The sequence below is a fragment of the Arthrobacter sp. 01T419 genome, from assembly GCF_056398865.1.
Window position 1 is genome coordinate 64,652 of the sequence record NZ_JBFTQF010000013.1, and the last position, 21,265, is coordinate 85,916.

Consider the following 21,265-nt stretch of genomic DNA (forward strand, 5'->3'; position numbering starts at 1 on the left):
CGACGACGGCGGTCCCCCTCCGCCGTCGTCGCCCCMTCTCGCCGGCCTCGAGTCCAGGCCGGTGTTGTCAAAGGAGACACATCTGATGAACCCCCTCATCCATTCCTTGGCAGTCCGGGCAGCTGATGCCCCTGCCATCAAGCCAGCCGTGGACCTTGGGACTCCGCTGCTGTTGACCATCGCCGTCGCAGGCGTCGCGCTGTTGCTGCTGATGATCATCCGCTTCAAGATCCAGGCCTTCGTGGCATTGCTAGCCGTGAGCATCCTGGTGGCCGTCGCCGCGCAGATCCCCTTGGCAGACGTTTTTACAGTTGTGGCCAACGGCGTCGGTGGCACCATGGGCAAAGTGGCGCTGTTGATTGCCCTCGGAGCCGTGCTAGGACGCATGATCGAAGTGTCCGGCGGCGTGCAATCGCTGGCCAACCACTTCACAGCGAAGCTCGGAGCCAAGCGCGTTGCCGTAGCCCTCACCGCCGTCGGCTTCCTCGTTGCCATCCCTGTGTTCTTCGAGGTGGGCATCATCGTGCTGGTGCCGATTGTCTACGCCTTCGCGAAGATCGCCAAGCTGCACCCCATCAAGTTCGGCCTTCCCATGGCCGGCATCATGCTTTCCATCCACGTTGCGGTTCCTCCCCACCCCGGCATTGTTGCCGGGGCGGGCGTCATGGGCGCCGACATCGGACTCATCGCGATGATTTCCCTCATCATCTGCGTGCCCTTGGGCTTCCTGTCCTACTGGGTTGCCAGCATTATGAACCGCAAGGACTACGAACTGCTTCCGGGCGTCCGCGACCAGATTGAAGAATTCGGCTCCGATTCCCTGGTGCGCGTCGGCCATGACGGTCCTGGCGCCAAAGTCGTCGCCCCGCCGCGTCCGGGCCTGATCATCTTCCTCATCGCCGCACCGATCGTGCAGATCCTCCTTGGGACGGCAGGTACGCTCCTGATCAACAAGAAGGACTACTGGTACGGCGTCGCGTCCTTCGTGGGCAACCCCTTCTTCGCGCTGCTGGTGGCCGTTGCGCTCGCCTTCTTCCTGCTGGCTGTGCGTGGCGGCTGGTCCCTGAAGGACACAGGCGAGATCTTCGAAGGCGCCCTGCCTCCTATCGCCTCCATCCTCATGGTGGTGGCCGCCGGTGGCGTGTTCGGCGGTGTCCTGCAGGTCTCCGGCATCGGAGCGGCGCTGTCCCAGACGCTTGATTCCCTGGGGGTACCGATCATCCTGCTCGGCTTCATCATCTCCCTGGCATTGCGTGCCGCGCAGGGTTCGGCCACGGTTGCCATTGTCACCACCACGGGCCTCCTCTCGGCTGCCGTTGCACACGGTGGCTACACCCCCGCGCAGATCGCCGTGATCGTGATCGCGATCGGCTTCGGCGGCCTGGGCTTGTCCCATGTGACCGACGCCGGCTTCTGGGTGGTGGTGCGCTACTACGGCCTCACAGTGTCCGATGGCCTCAAGACCTGGACCGTTCTCACCACCATCCTTGGCGTCGCCGGCTTCCTGCTCAGCTATGTGGCCTGGATCCTGGTGGGAGGCTTGGCCCACTAATGCGTGTACGCCTTGACGAGCTCGTAGGTTCCGCGCTGGAGCGAGGGGCAGCGGTCCCGGCCTTCACGTGCTACGACTTCACCACCGCCCTTGCGGTGGTGGCCGCAGCCGAAGCGTCAGGCCGGGGCGTCGTTCTGCTGGTGGCGCCGAAGACGGCCGCGTCTCTTGCCGGTTTGCGGCTGATCAGGGCGCTGCGTGCCCTGGCCGACGACGCCAGCGTCCCGGTCTCAGTACAGCTGGACCACGCCTCAGACCTGGAGGTCATCCGTGACTCAGTGGCTGCCGGTGCCGACGCCGTCCTGGCCGATGGTTCGTCCCTCCCGTTTGAGGAGAACATCGCCTTGGTCCGTTCGGTGCGTGAGGTCTTGGACGCCTCTGGTGGCTCCGACGTCGTGATCGAAGCGGAACTCGGCGGGCTGGCCGGTGACGAGGACAAGGCTTTCGGGGTTGATGTTCACGCTCATCCCGCAGGCCTGACGGATCCCGGCCAGGTGCAGAACTTCGTCTCCCGCACCGGCGCCGATCTTTTGGCCGTGGCCGTGGGAAATGCGCATGGCCGTTACACCGGCGCGCCCAAGCTGCACTGGGAGGTGCTGGAGGACATTGCGTCGCGCACGGAGCTTCCGCTTGTGCTCCACGGCGCGTCAGGCATCCCCGCCGCGGACCTGGTCAAGGCCACGTCGATGCGGGTGGGCAAGGTGAATTTCAACACCGAGTTACGTACCGGCATCCTCGCGACGCTCGAGGCTGAGACCACCGCGCACCGGGCCGACGGCGAGAACCTCCAGGGCCTGTTGGGCCGCTGGAACTTCTCCGCGTCGACGTTCGCCGAAGCAACACTGAACATGCTCAGCCGTTAGGCGAGCGTGGCACGGCTCGCGGCCGCTGGGTCGCGGCTCAAAGCAATACAGGGAGGCTAGGATCAGCACATGATCCTGGCCTCCCTGTTTTTTGCCCTCATTGCCGGCCTGCTGCATGTCTACATCTTCAGCATGGAGTCCATCACGTGGACCCGTCCGGCCACGTGGAAGCGTTTCAGCGTCACCTCCCAAGCCGACGCCGAAACCACCAAGCCCCTCGCTTACAACCAGGGTTTCTACAACCTCTTCCTTGCGATTGGCGCGCTCGCCGGGATCGTCATCGTCGCGCTCGGCCACCCGCAGGTGGGCTGGACCCTCGTTTTCAGCTCGTGCGGTTCCATGCTGCTGGCGGCAATCGTGCTTGCCTTGAGCGGCAAAAAGTACCTCCGCGCCGCGGTCCTCCAGGGCACGACGCCGCTACTCGCCGTCGTGCTCGGCATCCTGGCCGTGGCGCTCGGCTAAGCGAAACCCTCGCTCACGTATGTGGCACTTTCCCCCGACGCTCGCTCACCTATGTGGGCTTTTGGGGCGATCCTAGCTCACTTCTTGTGCGCGAGCGTTGACACTATCTGGCCGAAAAGTGATGGAGCGTCGGTGGATTGGGGTCGATATCTGCAGGAGCGTTTGACGAAGAACGACGCCGGTTGGCGGGCAAGGCGCCCACCGGCGCCCGCCGCCCTCAACACTGCCGTCAAGTGCCAGCTGGTTAGGCTGCGCCACCCGTTAGCACCCTAAACCCCAGCTCCGGATTGAAGCCGTGGATCTCCCGCGTATCCAAGGCCGACATGAAGGCCAGGATCTCCTCCGTGATGACTTGCCCCGGGACCAGGACGGGGAATCCCGGCGGGTAGGGGGTGACGAAGGAGGCAGACACCATTTCCTCGCCAGCAGCGACCCTGCGCGCAAGCTCTGCCGCGCTGAAGTACTCGCAGGAACCGGCTTTGTAGCTCTCGAAGTAGGCTGCCCGCATGTTCCCGTCGGGCGTTTCTGCGTCTTTCCGGAATCGCTCGGCGAAGCGGCTGAAGTCCGGCAGAGGCGGCGGTGTGCTGGTCAGCGCGGCGACTCGGGCATTGCGGGCCCGCTGCCCCAAGCCGCTCAAGCCGGACTGCTCGTCTTCGAAGGTCTCGGCCAGCTTGACCAGGACCTCGACGAGGTAGGCGACGGCACTCCGGGAGGTACCAATGTTGGTCATGAAAAGCACGCTGTTCCGTGACGTCTTGTTGACCTGGATCCCGTACTTGTCCATCAAGTAGTCATGCTTGAAAGTGTCCCCGTCCACGCCGGTGAGGCCGATATGCAGGGTCAAACGACTTGGATCGACGACAAATTCGTCCCGCTCCCAGGCCTCCGCCATCGCGGCCAGCCCATCGCGGAGCGGCATTTGCCGGCTGGTCTCGCGGTACTGCGCCGGAATAAGGTCCCGGGTGCCGAGGACGCGGAAGTACTTCCTCAGCAAGGGATGCCTCGCCACCGCATGGGCGATGCTGACGGCGAGATCCGCCTGCCGTTGCACTAGCTCGTATCCTTCGAACTCGACCTGACGCCGGCCCATGTCCAGCGAGGCCAGGATCTGGTAGTTGGGCGAGGTGGAGGTGTGGGTCATGTACGCCTCGCGGAAGCTCTCCTCATTCAGTTGACCGAAGTCCTGGTCATGGATGTGGATCATGGACCCCTGCCGGAGCGATGTCAGGGTCTTGTGGGTCGACTGCGTTGAGTAGACCCGCAGACGGGCCTTCGCTGGATCGGGCAGCAGCCGAGTTTTCAGGAGCAGCTCATCGCTCACGGGCCCGACGCCGGAACCCGGGCCGCCGCCGTCGGGCTCGCTGCCGCAACCGCCTGCCGCCGCCCCGCCTGCCGCCGCCCCGCCTGCCGCCGCGGCAAGCTCCCGCAATTGCTCGGCGTGGCGCCGAGCGTAGGCCGGATCCGCAAAGGATTTCTCGAGTGACCGGGCCGAAGCCATTGCTGTGCGGCGGCGGTAGATGTGGTGGAAGCCCGCGAACGCGAACCACGCCTCGTCCCACAGGAATACCAGGTCCGGTTTGATGGCGAGGCACTCTTCCATCACTCGTTCGACGTCGTACACAATGCCGTCGAACGTGCAGTTGGTGAGGGCGAGCATCTTGACCTCGTGGAGCCTGCCTGCGCGGCGGTAATCCAGGAGCATCCGCTTGATGCTTTCCAAAGGAACCGCGCCATAGAACGAGAAATCGTTCAACGGGTAGGCGTCCAAATAGGAGACCTGCGCGCCAGCCAACATGAGGGCATAGTGGTGCGATTTATGGCAGTTCCGGTCCACCAGCACAACGTCTCCAGGCGCAAGGATCGATTGGTGCACGATCTTGTTGGCCGTTGAGGTTCCGTTGGTGACAAACAGCGATTTCTGCGCACCGAATGCCCGGGCCGCCAGCTTCTGGGCCTGCTTCAGGGATCCATGGGGGTCCAACAGCGAATCGAGCCCGCCGGAGGTTGCCGATGTTTCGGCCAGAAGCAGATTGAGGCCATAGAACTCGCCGAGGTCGTTGATCCACTTGGAGTGGATCACTGATCCTCCTCGAGATACTGGCAGGGCGTGGAAAACCCCGGCTGGTTTGCGGCTGTATTGCTGGACCGCGTGGAAGAACGGCGCCTCATATCGTTCGGCGACGCCTGCCAGCAAGGACAAATGGAGTTCCAGCCCGTCCTGGCGCCGGAATATCCGGCGGAATTGCCGGGTCAAGGAACCGGCGAGCTCTTCGATCCCCACCCCTGCCACCAGGTAGAGATCAAGCTCGGGGCGGAGCTGGCCCAGCTTTTCCGCCAAGCTCAGGATGCGGTCCAACGGTCGCTGGGGGAGCGCCTTACCCAGGAACCCGCCTAGGAAACTGCGCACATCCCGGCTCAGCCGCTGCTTGCTGTTGAGGACAAAACCTGGCCGCAGCACGCACGCCTGGATATCGGGGTTCAGCAAGATGGCCACGATGGCGTCCTCGAAGCTTGGCACGAACACCAGCTCGTAGTTGAAGGCGTCCGCAGGGCGCCGCTGGCTGAGAAGTTCCGCTTGAAGGTCTTCACGGTCCACGTTGGAGACGTCATCGATCACGAGGACCTCGAACCGCTTCCGCGCATCGGCGGGTTCTTCAGTCCTGTCCGTTTCGCGTTCAGAGTCCGCTGAGGGTTCCTGGGCGTGTTGGTTGTGGCCAGCTACTCGCCGCGCGACCGGTTCGATGAGGCTGAGTGCCTCAGGAAATTCCCCGGCTTCCAAGCTTCGCCGCAGTTCCGTGACATATTGCTGCCCTGGAGATGCCCAATACATTTCGAGGGATTCAAGCAATGGCAGCAATCTTCGAACCTCCCGCGGCAACTCGCGCGGCATGCGGGCGCCGGCCGCTGGCCGGGCGCTGGCCGCGAGCTGCTTCACGGCGTAGCCAAGGAACTCCCAAGCGTCAGCCCGTACCCGCCAGGCACTGCTGGGGACCTCGCCGCCGGCTTCTGAATCGTCGGAGGCGCTTCGTTTCGCCGCCGATTCAGGGCCGAGGCCAAGTGCCGTGCCGCCAGCGAGGACGGGGGCTGGAGCGATGGGAGAGAGGGCTGACTGCACTGTCGCGAAATCGGCGCGTGCCACGATGACTCCTTTGTCATGGATTGATGCACTCTCTACTAAACGCCGGGACTCGCCGCACCGCAGGGCAATTGCGGGGGTTGCAGTCTGGGTTTCCAGATGCACCAGACCCTCCTTCACTTTTGGGGGCCAAAGCCGCAACTCTCCTTCAGTTCACATCTGCAGGAGGGGTGCGGCATTTCCGGTCATTGGTGAGTGAGGGTTGGGGGAATTGGGGTCATTGGTGAGCGAGCGTGTGGAGCCGCCTCGCGCCCTTACCCTTCACGCCACAGCGGCAACGGGACTACCCTGCGGCTGCGCCCGGTTTCGTCCAACACGTGCCCGAGGCGTTTGTAGTTGCGAACCACAGCTTGCCGGGAGATCACGGCGCTCCCGGGCGCGCGCTCCGCCAGTTCGCGCTCGTGGCTTTGGACTTCCAGGTAGTCGCGGACCCAAAGCGTCACGAGCAAGTTCTGGGCGCCCAGAACTTGGGCGCTGAGCCTGCAGTTCGGCAGCGCAGCGAAGTAGCGCCCGACGGCGTCAACATCGCGTGCGGGCACGTTGAGGATCAGGCTCACTTCCCGAAGCCCTTGTTGGGCCGAAGCGGACGTGTCGCACCTCAGCGTCATGTAGCCGGACGCGAGGAACCGCTCCACCCGCCGTCGTGCGGTTTGGGGAGAGACGCCGCAGGCGGCCCCCAGCTCCGCCCAACTGGCCCGCCCGTCCCGGGCCAGTTCTTCCAACAGGGACGCATCCAGCCGGTCGGGTGCGTAGGCGGCCGGGGCGGGCAGGGGATCCGCCGACATGAGCCGGGCCCTCGCCGGTTCAAGGGTGCCGCTGCGCCAATCGGAAGCCTGCCGGTACAGCTTGGTCACGAAAACGACCTCGCGGTGGGTGACGCCGGGGAGCCCGGCGAATGAGCCCGTGACGATGTCCATGAGCTCTTCGTGGCTTGAGGCGAAGCAGTCCACGAAGAGGTCGTGCGAGCCGGACACCAGTGAAACGGTGCCGAATGCGGGCTCCGCGCAGAGCTTCCGGACCAAGGCTTCGTTCTCGCTCGGAAGCGAAGAAAGGCTGATGAACGCAGACCAGCCCGCACTTAAATAGCGCGCCCCCGGTGCCGGGGTGATCCACGCCAGTCCCTGCTCGGCGAGGGCGTTCCACCGGCGTGCGACGGTAGGCCCGGACAGCCCGAGGACATCTCCAACCCGACTCCAGTCGGCCCGTGGATTGATCTGCAGCGCATTGACGATTTCAAGATCTGTTTCGGAGATCATGGACGATTCCTTCAAATTTCACGATTCTCAGATGATTTCAAACAAATTCTTAGCCAGTGTAGACGGCAAAACTAATGTTGTGACTCGCATCACCCGCTCGCATCCCAACACGCAGGCAACGACCCCCCCAACACTCAAGGAAGCACATGGCAAGCAAGACAGCACCTCCAACGACCGCGGCCGTCGCACGCAGGACCATCACTGGAATGATCGTGGCGATGGCCCTGATCGAATCACTCAGCGGAGTCACCCAGGGCTACCTGAACCCGATCCTCCCAGCTTTGGGGCCGACCTTCTCGATCGACGACCCCACCATCAACGGCATTTTCCTGATCTCCAACGTCAGCTTCGCCGTGCTCACGCCGATCATCTCGCGGCTCGGTGACAGCTACGGCTACAGGCTGGTACTGCGCTGGTCGACGGCGGTAGTCGCGGCGGGCGTCGTCATGATGGCGTTGTGGCCGTCGCTGTGGACGGTGACTGCCGGAGTCGTCATGCTCACGTGCGTGGTTGGGTTCATTCCGCTGATGATGGGCATCCTGCGCGTGAGCAACCCCGGGCAGACCCGCACCGGCGTCAGCGTGATGATCGGCATGCTCATGATCATGGTGGGCGCGGGCGGACTGCTCGCCGGGATCATCGGCGTCGACGATCCCACCCTCGGTTTCTGGGTAGCGGTGCCATTCGCCGTCGTCGCCCTTGTCTGCTCCTTCGTGCTGCCCGACGCCGGAACCCCCACCCGCGAGGGACTCGCCCTGGTGCCGCTTTTGGCGTGTTCGCTCGGGCTGATCGGCTTTGTGGTGGCCCTTTCGATGGGCCCGGACTGGGGCTGGCTGGATGGGAAGACCCTCGGAGCCGGAATCCTTGGCCTCGCACTGTTGGCTTACTGGGTAGTGCTGGATGCTCGGGGCACCCACGGAAAGCGGTTCATGGACCTGCGAATGCTTGCCATCCCGCGCATCCGGACGGTCTCGCTGGCCACCTTCTTCTTCGGCTTCGCCTCTATCAGCTACTTCGGAACCAATGGCATCTTCCTGTACTCGAACCCGGACAAGACCGGCTATGGGTTCGCGCTGAGTCCCCTCATGATCGCCATTGTCCTGGCGGTGGCATCGGTCCTCTCGCTCCTTTCCTCACTACTGACGTCAAGGGCTCTTAGCCTGTTCGGCGAGCGTGCCACCCTCGTGTTTGCGGGACTCCTGCTGGCAGGCGGCTTCTTGGTCATGGCAGCCGGTCACGCCTCCCTGGCCGGATACTGCGCCGGCTTCGCGATGTTCAACCTGAGCCTCGGCATGTACCAGGCGGGGACCCGGGCCCTGTCCGTGGAGGGCGTTCCGCTTGAGGAAACCTCGACGGCGGCCGGCCTCAACGAGCTGGCACTGTCTGTTGGCATCGCGGTGGGCGCCGCCGTCGTGAAACTCATCTCCTCGTCCTCCGTCCAGGCCGGGCACATCAGCGAGGGCGGGCTGCTGTCGATCTGGATCGCTCTGGCCGTGGCGGCCCTGATCGCTGCGGCAGCAGCCGCCCGTTACCCGAAGCGCCAAGCAGTAGGGGTCGCCGCATGAAAGCCGTCTCCATGGAAGTCGCTACCCCGGAAACCGCAACGCCCGTCGCTGCGTCTCGAGCCGCCGTCGAACGCTCCGTCTCTGCCGCGCTGGAAAGATGGGCGCCGGAAATCCTTGGACTGAGCCACGCGATCCATGCCGATCCAGAACTCAGCGGCCAGGAGTTCCGGGCGGTCAAGCGGGTTGGCCGGCTCCTCCGGAGCGCGGGCTTCAGCTTCGACTGCCCGCAACCGCTTCTCCCGGCTTCGTTCAGCGCGCGGTTCGGGACCGGGGAGCTTGTGGTCGCGCTGTGCGTTGAATACGACGCTTTGCCGACTATCGGCCATGCGTGCGGACACAATGTCAATGCGGCCTGTGCCGTGGGGGCGGCGATTGCGCTCGCTTCCGTAGCCGACGAGCTCGGGATCACCGTCAAGGTCCTCGGCACCCCGGCAGAGGAGACCAGCGGTGGCAAAGTCGACCTCATCGGTGAAGGGTTCTTCGAGGACGTGTCCCTCGCCATGATGGCCCATGCCGGCGGCGAAGACGTTATCGGCGGATCGTCCTTGGCCATGGGTATGTGGGACGTGCTCTACGAAGGCCGCCCGGCGCACGCAGCCGCCGCTCCCTCCCAGGGGGTCAACGCCCTCGACGCCCTCGTGGTTGCACAGACGGCCATTGCCTTGGCGCGGCAGCAGCTTCCGCCCGGCTCCGTTGTTTCGCTGATCGTGACCGAAGGCGGTAGCGCCGTCAACGTCATACCCGGACGGGCGCGTGCAAGCGTGGAAATGCGTTCACCCAGCATCAAGAATCTGCGCATCATCGAGGAACGGGTGCGGCGTTGCCTGGAGGCTGGCGCGCTTGCCAGCGGGAGCACCCTCAAGGTCACCCCCATGGGCAATGCCTACGCCGAACTCACGCAGGACCGGTTTCTTTCCGAGGCCTACCGGGACGCGATGGCGGCCAGGGGGAGGGCTGTTTTGTTCAACGAAGAACCAGTGGCTTCCACAGACATGGGCAACGTCTCGCAATTGGTTCCGAGCATCCATCCGCTGCTCGGCTATGACGTGGGCGGGGCCGCCCACCACACGGCCGAGTTTGCTGCCCACGGCTCCTCGGCCTCCGCGGACCGGGCGGTCCTGGACGGCGCTTTCGGCCTGGCCCTGGCCGCGAGTGCGGCGGCCAGCGATCCGCGGCAACGCGAACGGCTGCTGAACGTCCGTCGCTAAACGCCAAGACCGTGGGTGCGGTTCCACAGCTGCGTTCCGGAACGCGGCTCGCGGGCCGCATCCACGAATTCACCCTGTCCGCCCGCTCTGGTTCCCACCGTCGAGCGGGCGGACAATGGACTCAGCAGTTTGCAAGGGAGCGCAATGGGATTCTTGAGGCAACAGAAGGTATCCGCGGGCCGGGCTATGCCCGGCCGCTCACGTGATCCCGTGATTGATCTCGCCAGGTTCTTCTGCCTCATCTTGGTGGTGCTCTCGCATTGCATGATGGTCAGCCCGGTCCTGCACCCGGACGGCACCGTGACCACCGAAAATACGCTCATGGAACAGCGCTGGTTCGAACCCGTGCTGTGGGTGTTTCAGGTGATGCCGTTGTTCTTCGTCCTCGGCGGCATCACGGGACTGGGATCATGGCGGAGGCTCCGTGCGCGCGGCGGCACCGGCGTCGACTACGCGCAATTGCGGCTCCTGCGCCTCATCCGTCCGGCAACTGCGCTGCTGGCCTCGATGTTCGTGGGACTGTGGGCAGCACTGCTCCTGGGTGTTGACCCGCAGGTGGTCCAATTGATCGCGACGGGCGCGGGCATGCCCCTGTGGTTCCTGGCTGCTTACCTCGCGACACAGCTAAGCGTTCCCTTGCTCGCCCGGCTGCACGGACATTCCCCCTGGCTGACCCTCGGCGGACTGGTGGCCGCCGTGATCACGCTCGACTCCCTGCGCGGGGCGTTTCCGATGCTCGCCTTCGTCAACATGCTCTTTGTCTGGTGCGCGGTCCAGCAATTTGGCTTCTTCATTGCCGACGGCATCTTCGCCGGACGCAGCCGGGGTTGGTTCGTGGGCTTGATTGTGGGCAGTAACCTGCTGCTGGGCTTCGTGACCGGGATTGGCGTCTATTCCGGGAACATGATCGTGGACCTGAATCCGCCCAACTTCTGCATGCTGCTCCTGGGCCTGTCGCAGGCTGCCACTCTGCAGTTGCTGCGTCCGGGCCTTACTTGGGTGGCTGGCGTCCGCTGGATCCGGTGGGTGGTGGCCGTGGCGGGCCGACGGTCCATGACGGTTTATCTGTGGCATTTACCGCTGCTCGCTGCCATGTCCGGGCTGCTTCTGCTCACGAATTTCCCGAAGCCGGCGGCAGGTACCGCCGAATGGTGGTGGGCCCGTCCGCTGGTGCTGCTCGCCGTCGTCGTACTTTTGGTGCCGGTCCTGGTACTGTGCGGCAGGCTCGAAGAGCGTCCGACGGCGGCCGTCCACGCGCGCGGCAGGGCGCACGCCGCGGTGGTGACTGCCGGCGTCGTGGTCTTCATCCCGGTGGTGGACGCGGTCCTTAACGGACTGACGCTGACCCTTTTGGGTGGGGGAGCGGCGTGCTTCGCGTTGGGCGTGTTACTGCTGGGACGGGTCCCTGCCGGAGTCCTGCCCCCGGCAGTTCCCGATGCCCCCGCGGTGCCATTGCCAGAGCAAGGTTTAAGTGCGAATCTCGACTCATGACTGAGTTCACGGATTCAACCGCAGAGTCGTTCAGCCCGGATGTCACAACGGTCAGGAACGACAAATTCCACCGCTACGAGCTTTTGGTTGACGGTGAAGTGGCCGTGATCTCGCAGTTTATGGACAAGCCCGGCCACATCGACTTCCTGCACACCGAGACGCGCCCGCAGTTCAAGGGCCGCGGGCTGGCCAAGGTCCTGGCGCACTTTGCCCTTGACGACGTGCTGGCCTCGGGTAAGCGGATTATTCCGCATTGCCCGTTCATCGCCGCTTATCTGCGCAAGCATGAGGGTTACGATCTCGACGTCGATTGGCCGCCGGAAGCGCCTGTGGGCGAGCCGGACAACGAGTAGCCAGACGCGGTTATTGCCCCGGGGTTTGTGAGACAGGCAGTGGCACACAGCGCACGCCGTTTCGGGTCTGGGCGCGCTTCGAAAATTAATTTCACTTTTCGCGTCACGAATTGCGACAAGCTCCCACTTCTTAAAGTGGGTGGCCGTTTCTCCCGGCTCCCGTCCGGCCGCACGCCCTTGCCGGCACTTCACTGCGCTGTTGCGTTCGCTCCTCCTTTGGCGGGTTGACTGGGCGAAGGGATCTTTGCGGACCTTCGGGCTTGTGAAGCCATTTGCTCTGATGCGACCGACGGTGTTGTCGTCTGGAGGTAAGCGCGTCTCAGGCCCCTGCGGGCCCGGAGAAGCAATGCCGATACCGCGTTGGCGCTCACTCCGAAATGCTCTGCGGCGGCCGCGGGCCTGAGGCCTTCAATATCCACATACCGCAGAACGGATTGCCACCGCTCCGGAAGGGAGGAAAAAGCGCGCGCTATGGCCGATGGCTCGATGGTCCGCAGGACTATGTCGTCCTCCGTGTAGGGGGTGTCCAGCAAGAAGTTGTCGTCGATAAGTTGCAGGGCGGAGGACCTGCGGTTGTTGTCATGGGCGATTCGCCGGATCACCGTGAGCAGGTAGGGCCGGAAAAGCATGTCCGGCCCTTTGCCGGCCGCCAGGTTCTGATAGATCGAGGCGAATGCTTCTGCGACGATGTCTTCGATGTCGCTCGGGTTGTCGGCCTCTTGCCTCGCAGTGCGTGAAGCCGCAGTGAGATGCCTGGAGTACAGGATGTCGAACGCTCCTGGGCGACCATCGCGCACCTTTTGGATAAGAGAAGCTTCACTGTCTGGCCGCAGAGCCCCACTAGAGTTTTCGCCGGTGTTCACGTCGTTAGAGTCCCGGCGCATAACTCAAGGTATGGGGGCCAGTTCTTTGTGGGGGCCATGGAGCGAAGCCAGAGTCTGGGGGTGCAGAATCGGCCTGTTCCGCCTTCAGCGCGGGGTGTCCTGGGAAGGACATCAAGGGATAAGTCAAAGGCTGGGTGTTCATCGCATCTGCAGCCAGGACCATGGGATTACCGACGGCTCCGGGCGGCGGCAGCGGCCAGAGAGAAGACCAGCAGGCCGCCGATGAAGTAGATGGCCCAGATCGGGAATCCGATGTTGGTTTGGCGTCCTGCCAGGGTTTTTTGTTCGGGGGCGTCTTTGGGCAGGTCCGCGATCCGGGAGGCGTGGACAAGGAGTCGGTGTGAGTTCACTCCGATGGGGGTGCACGTGACCAGGGTGATGGAATCCTCGCCCGCGGTGACCTTGAGGGATGAGATGTCGTCCGGTTTCACGACTTCGATCTTGTTCACCTTGTACAGGAACGTGTGGTCCATGACTTCGGTGGAGAAGATGTCGCCGATTTTGGCGCTGTGGAGTGGGTTGAAGAGTTCGGCGTTGGGGATTCCCGAGTGGGATGTCAGGACGCTGTGGGTGCCGGGGCCGCCTACGGGAAGGGAAGAACCGTAGAGATGGCCGACTCCCTTGGCCAAGACGTCGTCGCTTATTCCGTGGAAGATCGGCAGGTCGATGTTCAGCGAGGGGTATCGCAGTCTGCCAATCACGTCGTCGTTGGCTACGTTCAACTGGCTCTGATAGTCCCGCAGTTGCCCTTCCACGGCCGGAGTAGGGGTCTGCACGGAGTAGGGGTCCCGCAGCTGCCCCGGTGGAATGCGGGAGTTGTATTCGCGTGCGCGGTCCAGCACTTTCGTCCGGGCTGAAGGTTCAAGCTGGTTGACTTCCTGCGCGTAGCCGGAGAGCTGGCTGTTGTGGGATATCGAGCTGAACCAGTCTGCTGCCTGCGGGTAGAGGACCAGGCCCAGCCCGATGGCGGCGATGACCATCATGGTGACAAATCTGCGGTCAGCAAGACGAGATCGGATGCGCTTGCGTCCAGCCGTTCTGCGGATCCTGCGGCGCGGAGGGGGGCCCTTCGGGCCAGGTTCGGAACCCTCCATGAAGTCTTCGAGGGTTTGGGTCATGGGGCCTCTTGCTTTGATGGGCGGGAGAGGTATGGGGCATCCACCGCAGTGGTGGATGCCCCATACCCTGCATCAACGGGTGCAGGTCACCGAGGGATGGTTACTTTGCCTCGTTGCGCTTCCGGCGGCCGGTGACCATGAAGAGTCCGGCGCCCGCGAGCACGAGGATCCCGCCGGCGGTCAGGGCCCAGGTTCCCACGCCACCGGTGAGCGGCAACTGGAATCCGGCGTTGTGCAGGACGTTGTTGATAGTCACCGTGACGACTGACGGGTCAGAGCTGGTGACCGTGGTTTCGACCGGCTGGGCGAGGAGTTCGTAGCCGGCCGGAGCCTTGGTCTCTACCAGCCAGTAGCTCTGGTAGCCGGGCTGGCCCGGGTTCACTGCGACCCCGTTGGCCCAGTTGGAGTAGCGCAGACCGGAGATCACCAGGTTGCCGGTGGCATCGGTGGTCCAGGAGCTGACGCCGGAGATGGTGATCGCGTTGGTGCCGGCCAGGGCATCAGCCTGGGTCGGGTAGACCGAGAACGTGGCGCCCGCAAGACTCGCGGAGGTCTTGGAGTCCTGCTTGTGAAGGACGATGTCGCCCCACTTGGTGATCACCGGAGGAGTGACCACAGGGCCGCCGGGCTGGCCCGGGGTGATGGTGAAGCTGGCCGCGTTCGGGTAGACGTTGGCCGTGTTCGCGATCTGGCCGACCGCGTTGACGGTGGTGTTCACTGTCACCACGACTTTGGCCGTGGGGTTGGCGGCCAGGATGGCCCGGCCGCTGGCGGTGAAGTCGACCGTGAGGGTGTTCGATGCCGTATCGAAGACAACGGTGTAGTCCGTGCCTAGCGTCAGTGTGGCGCCGTTGCTGAGTTTCACGGTCGCGCTGCTGTAGCTCAGTTTCGGGTCGAGCTTGTCGGTGATCCTGTAGCCATCGATCGGGTTGACATTGGGGATGTCGCCGGTGATGGTCCACTGAACGTTGTCGCCGATCTTGATGGCGGGGGCGTCAGTAACCGTCTTCGTCGCACCGGTCACGGCGTTCTTGGGGTACACGTTGACGTTGTACATCCAGTTGTTCTCGTTCACGGGGTCGGTCATGGGAAGCGTGACGAGGAACGGAGCCGAGGGGGTGACGCCAGCCGGGTAGCCGGTCTCCGTCACCAGGTACAGACCCAAGGGAAGGTTCGCCAGGGCGGCTGTTCCCGTCGCGTCGGTGGTGACCGTGGAGCCGGGCGTGGCCGCCTGCGCTGCGGCCTGGGCCGGTGTCAGGGCGGCCGCGGCAGTCCAGCCCGCGTTGGTCGTCAGGTCAATGTTGTTGACCTTCTGCACCGTGAACGTCACCCCGGCCATCGGGGTCAGTGCCGCCAGCTGGGCCGGGGTCAGTGCCGTTCCGTTGTTGGGCAGATTGGTCGGCGTGGCCGGCGTCTGGTACTTGTGGATGGTCAGCGTACCCGTCTGGGACGGATCGATGTTGGCAATGTTCGCCGCGTGCGCACCCCCGGCCCCGAGGGCCAGCATCGCTGTCGAGGCAATTACGGCCAGCGAAGCTACTATCCTGCGCCTCACTTTCGATGATTTCATCGTTTTCCTTTCTTGTAGTCCCCAGGGAGATGCACGGAGCTGCGCTCAGCAATCTGGGTTTGTGGGGTTTTGTCCGCTCGCCTGATCATGATCAGGGCGAGAGAAGTCATGAGGAGGAGGATCCCGAGAAGGGCGCCCCCGAGGAGGCCGGCGTTGCCTGGTCCGCCGGCGGCTGGAAGCTTGACGGCTGCCATGTCCAGGACGGTGATGGTCGCACCGTTTGCTGTCACGGACGTGCCCGCCGTGGCCGCGTCCAATGCGATGCTGCCGTTGGCCGCAACAGTGAACTTCACGGGAGTCGCCAGGAGCGAATAGCCGTTCGGGGCCTTGGTTTCCAGCAGCCAGTACGTTCCTGGAAGCAGGTTCCTGACCTCGACCAGCCCGGGCGACCCGGACACTGCACCGCTCACCCCGATCACCGTGGCGCCCATTTGCCCGGCAGCATCATTGCGGATCTCAAAGGTCGAGCCCGTCAGCGGGACCGTGGAACCTTGGGTTGGGCCGGGCCCGGACTTTTGCACGAACAGGTGTCCCGTGGTGGGGTTCGTGGTGAAACAGGCGGGGTCAAGCGGCGCCGCGCCGCCGGTGACGCATCGCGCCGGCGGGATGATCCCGTTGCCGGTTGCGCCGTTCTTCAGGGTGACGAGCCATGCATTCGTGTTGACCGTCACGGAATAGGTCAAAACCGCCGAGCCGTTGCCGGGCAGGGTGAATGAGGGTGTGACCAGTTTGCTGCCGGCACCCGGATCCGGTACCGCGAGGGGTGTGCCGCCATTGATGGTGAGCTTCGCCGACCCGGCTGTGAACGTGGCGTTGTTCAGCACCTGGCTCAGGTCATCGGTGAGGATGACACCGGTGATGGGGTTGGCCGTGGAGTTGGTGGCGGTCACCGTATACGTGATCACCCTGCTCGCAGCCGGGTCGCCCGGGTTGATGTAGGTTCCCGAGGCCGGAGAGGCGGTCTTGCCCAGCGTCCACACGCCCACGGGGTTGACCGTGCAGGTGGTGCTGCCCGCAGGGCAGGATGTCGGGGGAGTAACGGTGGTCGAGGGGGTCAGGTAATTCTCGAGCGAAGCATCGCCCAGGCTGCCGGGGTTGTTGACTTTCACCTGATAGGTGACGACGCTTTTCGCGCCGGCGGCCACGGTGCCGGTGATGCCCAAGGTCTTGGTTGCCGCACCCGAGTTGTTCGTGACAACCAAGGGCGTCCCGCCTGTGGTGGTCGTGGTGATGGAATTGGCTACAAGGGTTGAGGCATCAAGGACATCCCCGAGCCAATCGGTATAACTGACCGTCGCCGGGGCTGTACCGGTTGTGTTGTCGAAGGTCAGCGAGTACGTCAGAACTTGCCCCGGTTGGACCATGGTCCCGGCCACCGGATCCACGCTCTTGGAGGCCACCAGATTGGGCAGGAGGGCCGTGTTGACGAATCGGCAGGTGACCTCGGTTGAAACGGTGCCCGAGGAAACCGGAATTTCGGTGCTGTTGACGTTGAACGAGGTCCCTGTACCGCTCTTGAATGGTGCGGCGGTCAGGTCCGGAGTGTTCCAGCATTTCCAGGTGGTGGTGTATCCGCCGGTGGCCGTGGTCTGGCTTTCGGAGAAGGTGTAGTAGACCCCGCTCACTTGTGCAAGCACGGCGGCAGGGCCCACCTGGCGGCTCTGGACTCCTGACGCGCTGCCGGTGGTGGTGGTGGTTCCCAGAACGGCTCCATTGCCTGCGGTGTCGCCACGTTTGATGGACAGATTGAACTGGTCGCTGGCGTTGACTCGGCCGCCGACGATTTCCTTCTGCAATTTCACGTGGGGCGGCGCTGGCTGGCATGAGGCCAAATCGGTGCCGTAACCGTAGGCCAGTGCCGTCCGGGTACCCAGAGGCTGGAAAGTGTTGGGGTCATAGACGGTGACGTTGGTACTCGTACTGCCATTGTTCGACTCGATAATGAGCGAACCGTTCGAATCGAACGCGATGCCGTTGTACCCAGGATCGCTGGTCGAGTTGCCAACCAGGATGCTGCCTGTTGAGTTGGCCAGAGTCGCGCCCGGAGTGGCATCCACCCCGGTGAGGGTGAAGATTTGGACGCTGCCGGGATACGCCGTCTGTGCGTTGTCGACCTGGGAAAGGATGGCGTAAAGGTTTCCCTGGCTGTCAAAAGCGAAGTCGCCGTTGCGGTTGGCGGGGACCGGATCCCAGTTGTTCGTTACGGCGTTGTAGTTGTAGCCCAGGTAGGCGGAGGAGGAGACCTGAAGGCCGTTGACGACCAACGCAATGGCACCGGATACCGGATCGTAGCGCCAGATGTAAAGATTGACGGTCCACTGGGGCGGGTTGCTCCCGGCCACGGGGATGTCCGCGTACCCACCGAAGTAATACGCGCCGTCAACCGGATTGACAGCGCCGGCCACCACACCGTCATGCACCAGCGACGTATCGACATTTGTCTTGAGAAGAACAGGTGCGGGATTGGTCGCGGTGGGGTTGTAGGAGTAGATGTTGACCGATGAAGGGCCGGTGGGGCCGTTGTCGAAACGATCGACGTAATACATCATCCCTGTCTGGCTGCTGACGGCCAGCCCATTCGCTACGCCGAGTGTGTTGCTGGTGTTTGCCATCTGGTAGTCGAGCACCGGGTTGTTGCTGGAATTCACGTGCGAACGGTAGATCCCCCCGGAGCTGTCGATCGCGTAGAAAACGCCGGGTGCGCACACCTGCGAAACGGTCAACGCCATCGGCAATGCCATGCGTGGATTCGCCGGGACAGACTGGCTGGTACCCGGCACGGCCCCGGCGGCGTTCGCTGCCGCCGGAATCGCCACTAGCTGCAGCAGAAGGACCAGGGCGGTGGCAAGGCCCAGGACCAGCCTTGACCGGGCATGGGGTGCTTTCGGGGGCAGCACCTCTGAGGCCTTCTTGATGATCCTCGGGAAATTCCGGACGGTCATTAGGAACCCACCCTCATCCCATGCACTGCTGTGGTGAATTTGTTCAAGATCACCCGACACCTCACTAGCTAGTAACGACCAGGCTCACGCCTGGAATCTTGCATCTGGCTGGTAAGTGTCGGTGTCCACTGGAATGTGTCGCCGGTTCCGGTAGGAAACTCTCAACTTTTTTCAGCAACACCTGAGATGCGCCAGGTATCCTCCGCAAAATTGCGCGGCAGTGCCGCACCGCTCCTGGTCATTAGGCCTGCGTCTGCCGCACCGTCTCGTGGATCCTGAACGAAATGCAGGGGCTATTCAGGCAAGGAAATGGGGGTGATGGCGTCGTGTTCGTCCCAGAGTTTCGTCCTGGAGGCGGTGACTGCCTGGACGGCCATGGCGCTGATGAGCTCGCCTGCATGGCGTTGGTCGCTGTCAGTGACCACATACGTGAAGACCAGCTCGGCTTCCCCTCCGGCGGGCATCGGGCCGAAGCTCAAGACGGACGGGCCGGTCGTGTAGCGAAGTTCTTCCATTCCCGCGTTCGTGAAGGACCGCAGGATGAGGGCGACGTTGGTGAGCTCTTCCCCTGAATCATTGATGATCCAAGCGGAATAGGTCAGGGTGTCGTGAGGAGCCGCAGTGGCCTCGTGTGCATAATGAACCAGACGTAACCCAGCGCCGTGCAGCGGGCACGGCAGGAAGCCAACAGGAGCGGTGGCATCCCATGGATCCCACCTTTCCGGAAACGAAGGCCCAAGGTGGCCGGTGGAGCGGCCCGCATCGGCTATCGCGTGTCTTGTTTCACGGGGCTGCCGTTCAACTTGTTTATCCGGACTGCTTGGGATCTGCGGCATTAGGACCTCCTCGGGAATAGAGTGTTCAGCCATTGGTTTCTCAGTGGTTCCGCTCGTCGGCGTCCGCGGGCGGGTGTATCGCCAAGGGCATTTTTGGCATGAGGTGCCACTGGTTCCGGGTCTGCACCCATTGAAGAGGTGAACCGCCGTGTGCCGGTCGAGATGTCGCGTTCACTGGCTGCGTTGAGGCCTGGGAGAGTGAGTACGGCATCGATGATGGCAAGGATCCGTAGTGAGCCCACGTCCCTTCGTCGGGCCATGCCCGTGGCCGATGGGAACTGTTTTGGTGTACGGCCGTGGCACGTCATCGGGACTGCTGCCTTACCGGGATGCTTCTGAGCTGCGCAGTGGGAGGAGGAGCGACATGGCGTTCGCAGCGGGCGCCGAGGGCGCGGTTTGAATCTTCATGCCTAACTTGTGTCGCATGGAGACGGTTCATGTCGCGAGTGCTACGAAAATCTCAGAGCGCACAGCCCAATTCACCAAGTCAAGGACTGCGCATCGATTCCCTCTGGAAGCGAAGCTGAAGGCCTTGAGCGGCCCCGGCCCGCGCACGTCTTGAATTTAGTGCGTGAGTAGGTGTGCGGCCGGGGTCTCAGATTCGGCCGCACACCTTGCGGGGATCCTTGGATCCCCGCACGTGCCCCGGGCAGTAGGTAAGTATGGGGTACACCACCGCCTCGGGCACGGCCTGGCCCGCGATCCATAGAGGATGCCTCCCCTCGCATGCCAGACATTATCTATGTGTCACGGGGGCGCAAATCGTGTCGCGAACTTGGCCGAGGATCATTCCTGCAATTTGAGCAGCAGGCAAGGTGGCGTTTGACGTTCCGCTCGGAGACGGGCGGCAGTCCACCGAGGGCGAGAAATGCCAATTTGGATACGGAGGCTGCACCGGGTGCAGGCGCGGCTTGAGGGTGTCCGAATTGTCCGCCGGTGTCGTGGCACGATTTGCGGCTCCGGGACACTTAAAGGGTGCTTGATGCGCGAGAGTGGTTTTCTCGATGGGTATGTGGGGACGGTCGCGAGGGGCGACTCTGGATGTGTGTCAGGCCGTGTCCCAGGCAGTTGGCGGTTACCCAGACGGCCGCTTTGCCTGGGACACGCTTTTGAGCCGGGCTGACGTACAGGCATTAGCGCGCGGCATGGGCTGGTTGTCAGTACGCGGCGGTTGGCGTAGGGATGAGGCTTCGGCTGCGGCAAGCACGTCCATTCTGTGCTCCGTTCTCACGATGCTGGCACGTCCTGGGCGAGCTCGCCGCCGGTCCTGGACGGTTCCGTGTCGAACTGTGTGGGGGCTTCGAAAAGCTCGCTGACACTGCCGCATGTTTCCCGGGGCGACTTGCCCCTGCGGAAGGTGATGGCCGGGCCGAGGCCTGGTGTGACGGCGGTGCCGCCGACCGTGGCCGTGAAGCCGGGTTCTCCTGCTGTGCCGATGACGCGCAGGTGTGCGCCTTCCCTGAGTCCCAGGACCGGGACGTTGTTTTCTTCGAGGAATTCGCTGAGCCTGGTTTCGCGTGTTTCCCCGGCGTGGGTACTTGCCGGGTTCGCGTCCAGGTAGTGCGGGTTGATCTGGAACGGTACCAGGCCGAGGGTGGAGAAGCTCGGGGGTTCGACGATGGGCATGTCGTTGGTGGTGCGCAGGGTGGGGGAGGCGATGTTCGTTCCGGCGCTTGCCCCCATGTACCTGGCCCCGGACAGGACCACGTCCCGCAGGGGCGCCATGAGACCCTGCCTATGCAGCTGTGAGACGAGCCGGAAAGTGTTCCCTCCTCCCACAAAAATGGCACGGGCGTTGGCCAGCGCGTCCTGCGCTGAGTCAAAGGTGTGCAGCCCTCGGGTGGTCAGGCCGAGGGGGGCCAAGGCCTGGGCTACTTTCGCGGTATAGGCATCGTGGTCCTGCAGCGCATAGGGCACGAAGATGATTTCCTCGACACTCTGGAGGAAATTTGCGACCTCGCCGTGGGCGTGTTCTAGGTAGCCGCTGTTGGCGTTGGTCGAGTTGGAAAACAGCAGAAGATCGAGCATGTGT

General features: G+C 63.5%; 16 protein-coding genes. 7 read left to right on the forward strand and 9 right to left on the reverse strand.

The annotated features are described in order from the left end of the window. Positions 1-85 precede the first annotated feature (85 nt). The 3 genes from AC1DLO_RS17225 to AC1DLO_RS17235 all read left to right on the forward strand — a co-directional run bounded on the left by AC1DLO_RS17225 (position 86) and on the right by AC1DLO_RS17235 (position 2,874). Complete coding sequence (locus AC1DLO_RS17225) at positions 86-1,552, forward strand: GntP family transporter (RefSeq protein ID WP_184740708.1); 1,467 nt, start codon at positions 86-88, stop codon at positions 1,550-1,552. Next, positions 1,552-2,412: a class II fructose-bisphosphate aldolase gene (locus AC1DLO_RS17230; RefSeq protein ID WP_476890899.1), complete on the forward strand. Its 861-nt coding sequence runs from the start codon at positions 1,552-1,554 to the stop codon at positions 2,410-2,412. The genes AC1DLO_RS17225 and AC1DLO_RS17230 overlap by 1 nt, the downstream gene beginning before the upstream one ends. Positions 2,413-2,481: 69 nt before the next feature. After that, on the forward strand, positions 2,482-2,874 hold the full coding sequence (locus tag AC1DLO_RS17235) for a DUF1304 domain-containing protein (protein ID WP_476890900.1): 393 nt from the start codon (positions 2,482-2,484) through the stop codon (positions 2,872-2,874). Positions 2,875-3,118: 244 nt separating this feature from the next. Here AC1DLO_RS17235 and AC1DLO_RS17240 read toward each other — a convergent pair whose 3' ends face one another. Both AC1DLO_RS17240 and AC1DLO_RS17245 read right to left on the reverse strand, forming a co-directional pair. Then, positions 3,119-6,013: an aminotransferase class I/II-fold pyridoxal phosphate-dependent enzyme gene (locus tag AC1DLO_RS17240; RefSeq protein WP_476890901.1), complete on the reverse strand. Its 2,895-nt coding sequence runs from the start codon at positions 6,011-6,013 to the stop codon at positions 3,119-3,121. A 251-nt stretch (positions 6,014-6,264) separates the two neighbouring features. Then, positions 6,265-7,266: an Lrp/AsnC family transcriptional regulator gene (locus tag AC1DLO_RS17245; RefSeq protein WP_476890902.1), complete on the reverse strand. Its 1,002-nt coding sequence runs from the start codon at positions 7,264-7,266 to the stop codon at positions 6,265-6,267. A 146-nt stretch (positions 7,267-7,412) separates the two neighbouring features. On the opposite strand from AC1DLO_RS17245, the gene AC1DLO_RS17250 reads away from it, so the two are divergent. The 4 genes from AC1DLO_RS17250 to AC1DLO_RS17265 all read left to right on the forward strand — a co-directional run bounded on the left by AC1DLO_RS17250 (position 7,413) and on the right by AC1DLO_RS17265 (position 11,883). After that, positions 7,413-8,831: an MFS transporter gene (locus AC1DLO_RS17250; RefSeq protein ID WP_476890903.1), complete on the forward strand. Its 1,419-nt coding sequence runs from the start codon at positions 7,413-7,415 to the stop codon at positions 8,829-8,831. Further along, positions 8,828-10,039, forward strand: coding sequence for an amidohydrolase (locus AC1DLO_RS17255; protein ID WP_476890904.1), 1,212 nt, complete (start codon positions 8,828-8,830; stop codon positions 10,037-10,039). The genes AC1DLO_RS17250 and AC1DLO_RS17255 overlap by 4 nt, the downstream gene beginning before the upstream one ends. Positions 10,040-10,225: 186 nt before the next feature. Further along, positions 10,226-11,530: an acyltransferase family protein gene (locus AC1DLO_RS17260; RefSeq protein WP_476890950.1), complete on the forward strand. Its 1,305-nt coding sequence runs from the start codon at positions 10,226-10,228 to the stop codon at positions 11,528-11,530. After that, positions 11,527-11,883, forward strand: a complete 357-nt coding sequence (locus AC1DLO_RS17265; RefSeq protein ID WP_184740714.1) for a GNAT family N-acetyltransferase — start codon at positions 11,527-11,529, stop codon at positions 11,881-11,883. The genes AC1DLO_RS17260 and AC1DLO_RS17265 overlap by 4 nt, the downstream gene beginning before the upstream one ends. A 188-nt stretch (positions 11,884-12,071) precedes the next feature. Here the strand turns inward: AC1DLO_RS17265 and AC1DLO_RS17270 are convergent, their stop codons facing one another. From AC1DLO_RS17270 to pepE, 7 genes are all read right to left on the reverse strand, one after another. Continuing rightward, complete coding sequence (locus tag AC1DLO_RS17270) at positions 12,072-12,680, reverse strand: sigma-70 family RNA polymerase sigma factor (RefSeq protein ID WP_476890905.1); 609 nt, start codon at positions 12,678-12,680, stop codon at positions 12,072-12,074. A 254-nt stretch (positions 12,681-12,934) separates the two neighbouring features. Continuing rightward, a complete protein-coding gene (locus tag AC1DLO_RS17275; protein WP_476890906.1) occupies positions 12,935-13,885 on the reverse strand; it encodes a class C sortase in 951 nt (316 codons plus the stop codon). Between the two features lie 100 nt (positions 13,886-13,985). Continuing rightward, positions 13,986-15,455 carry a SpaH/EbpB family LPXTG-anchored major pilin gene (locus AC1DLO_RS17280; protein ID WP_476890907.1) on the reverse strand — a complete coding sequence of 490 codons (1,470 nt, stop codon included), beginning with the start codon at positions 15,453-15,455 and terminating at the stop codon, positions 13,986-13,988. Next, positions 15,452-18,397 (reverse strand): DUF7927 domain-containing protein, encoded by a 2,946-nt coding sequence (locus AC1DLO_RS17285; protein WP_476890908.1) that lies wholly within the window; start codon positions 18,395-18,397, stop codon positions 15,452-15,454. The genes AC1DLO_RS17280 and AC1DLO_RS17285 overlap by 4 nt, the downstream gene beginning before the upstream one ends. A 293-nt stretch (positions 18,398-18,690) precedes the next feature. Beyond that, the gene (locus AC1DLO_RS17290) at positions 18,691-19,233 is read right to left on the reverse strand and encodes a hypothetical protein (protein ID WP_476890909.1); all 543 of its coding nucleotides are present in this window, start codon (positions 19,231-19,233) and stop codon (positions 18,691-18,693) included. A gap of 740 nt (positions 19,234-19,973) precedes the next feature. Further along, complete coding sequence (locus AC1DLO_RS17295) at positions 19,974-20,201, reverse strand: zf-HC2 domain-containing protein (RefSeq protein ID WP_476890910.1); 228 nt, start codon at positions 20,199-20,201, stop codon at positions 19,974-19,976. Positions 20,202-20,460: 259 nt separating this feature from the next. Next, positions 20,461-21,261 (reverse strand): dipeptidase PepE, encoded by an 801-nt coding sequence (pepE, locus tag AC1DLO_RS17300; RefSeq protein WP_476890911.1) that lies wholly within the window; start codon positions 21,259-21,261, stop codon positions 20,461-20,463. Positions 21,262-21,265 lie beyond the last annotated feature (4 nt).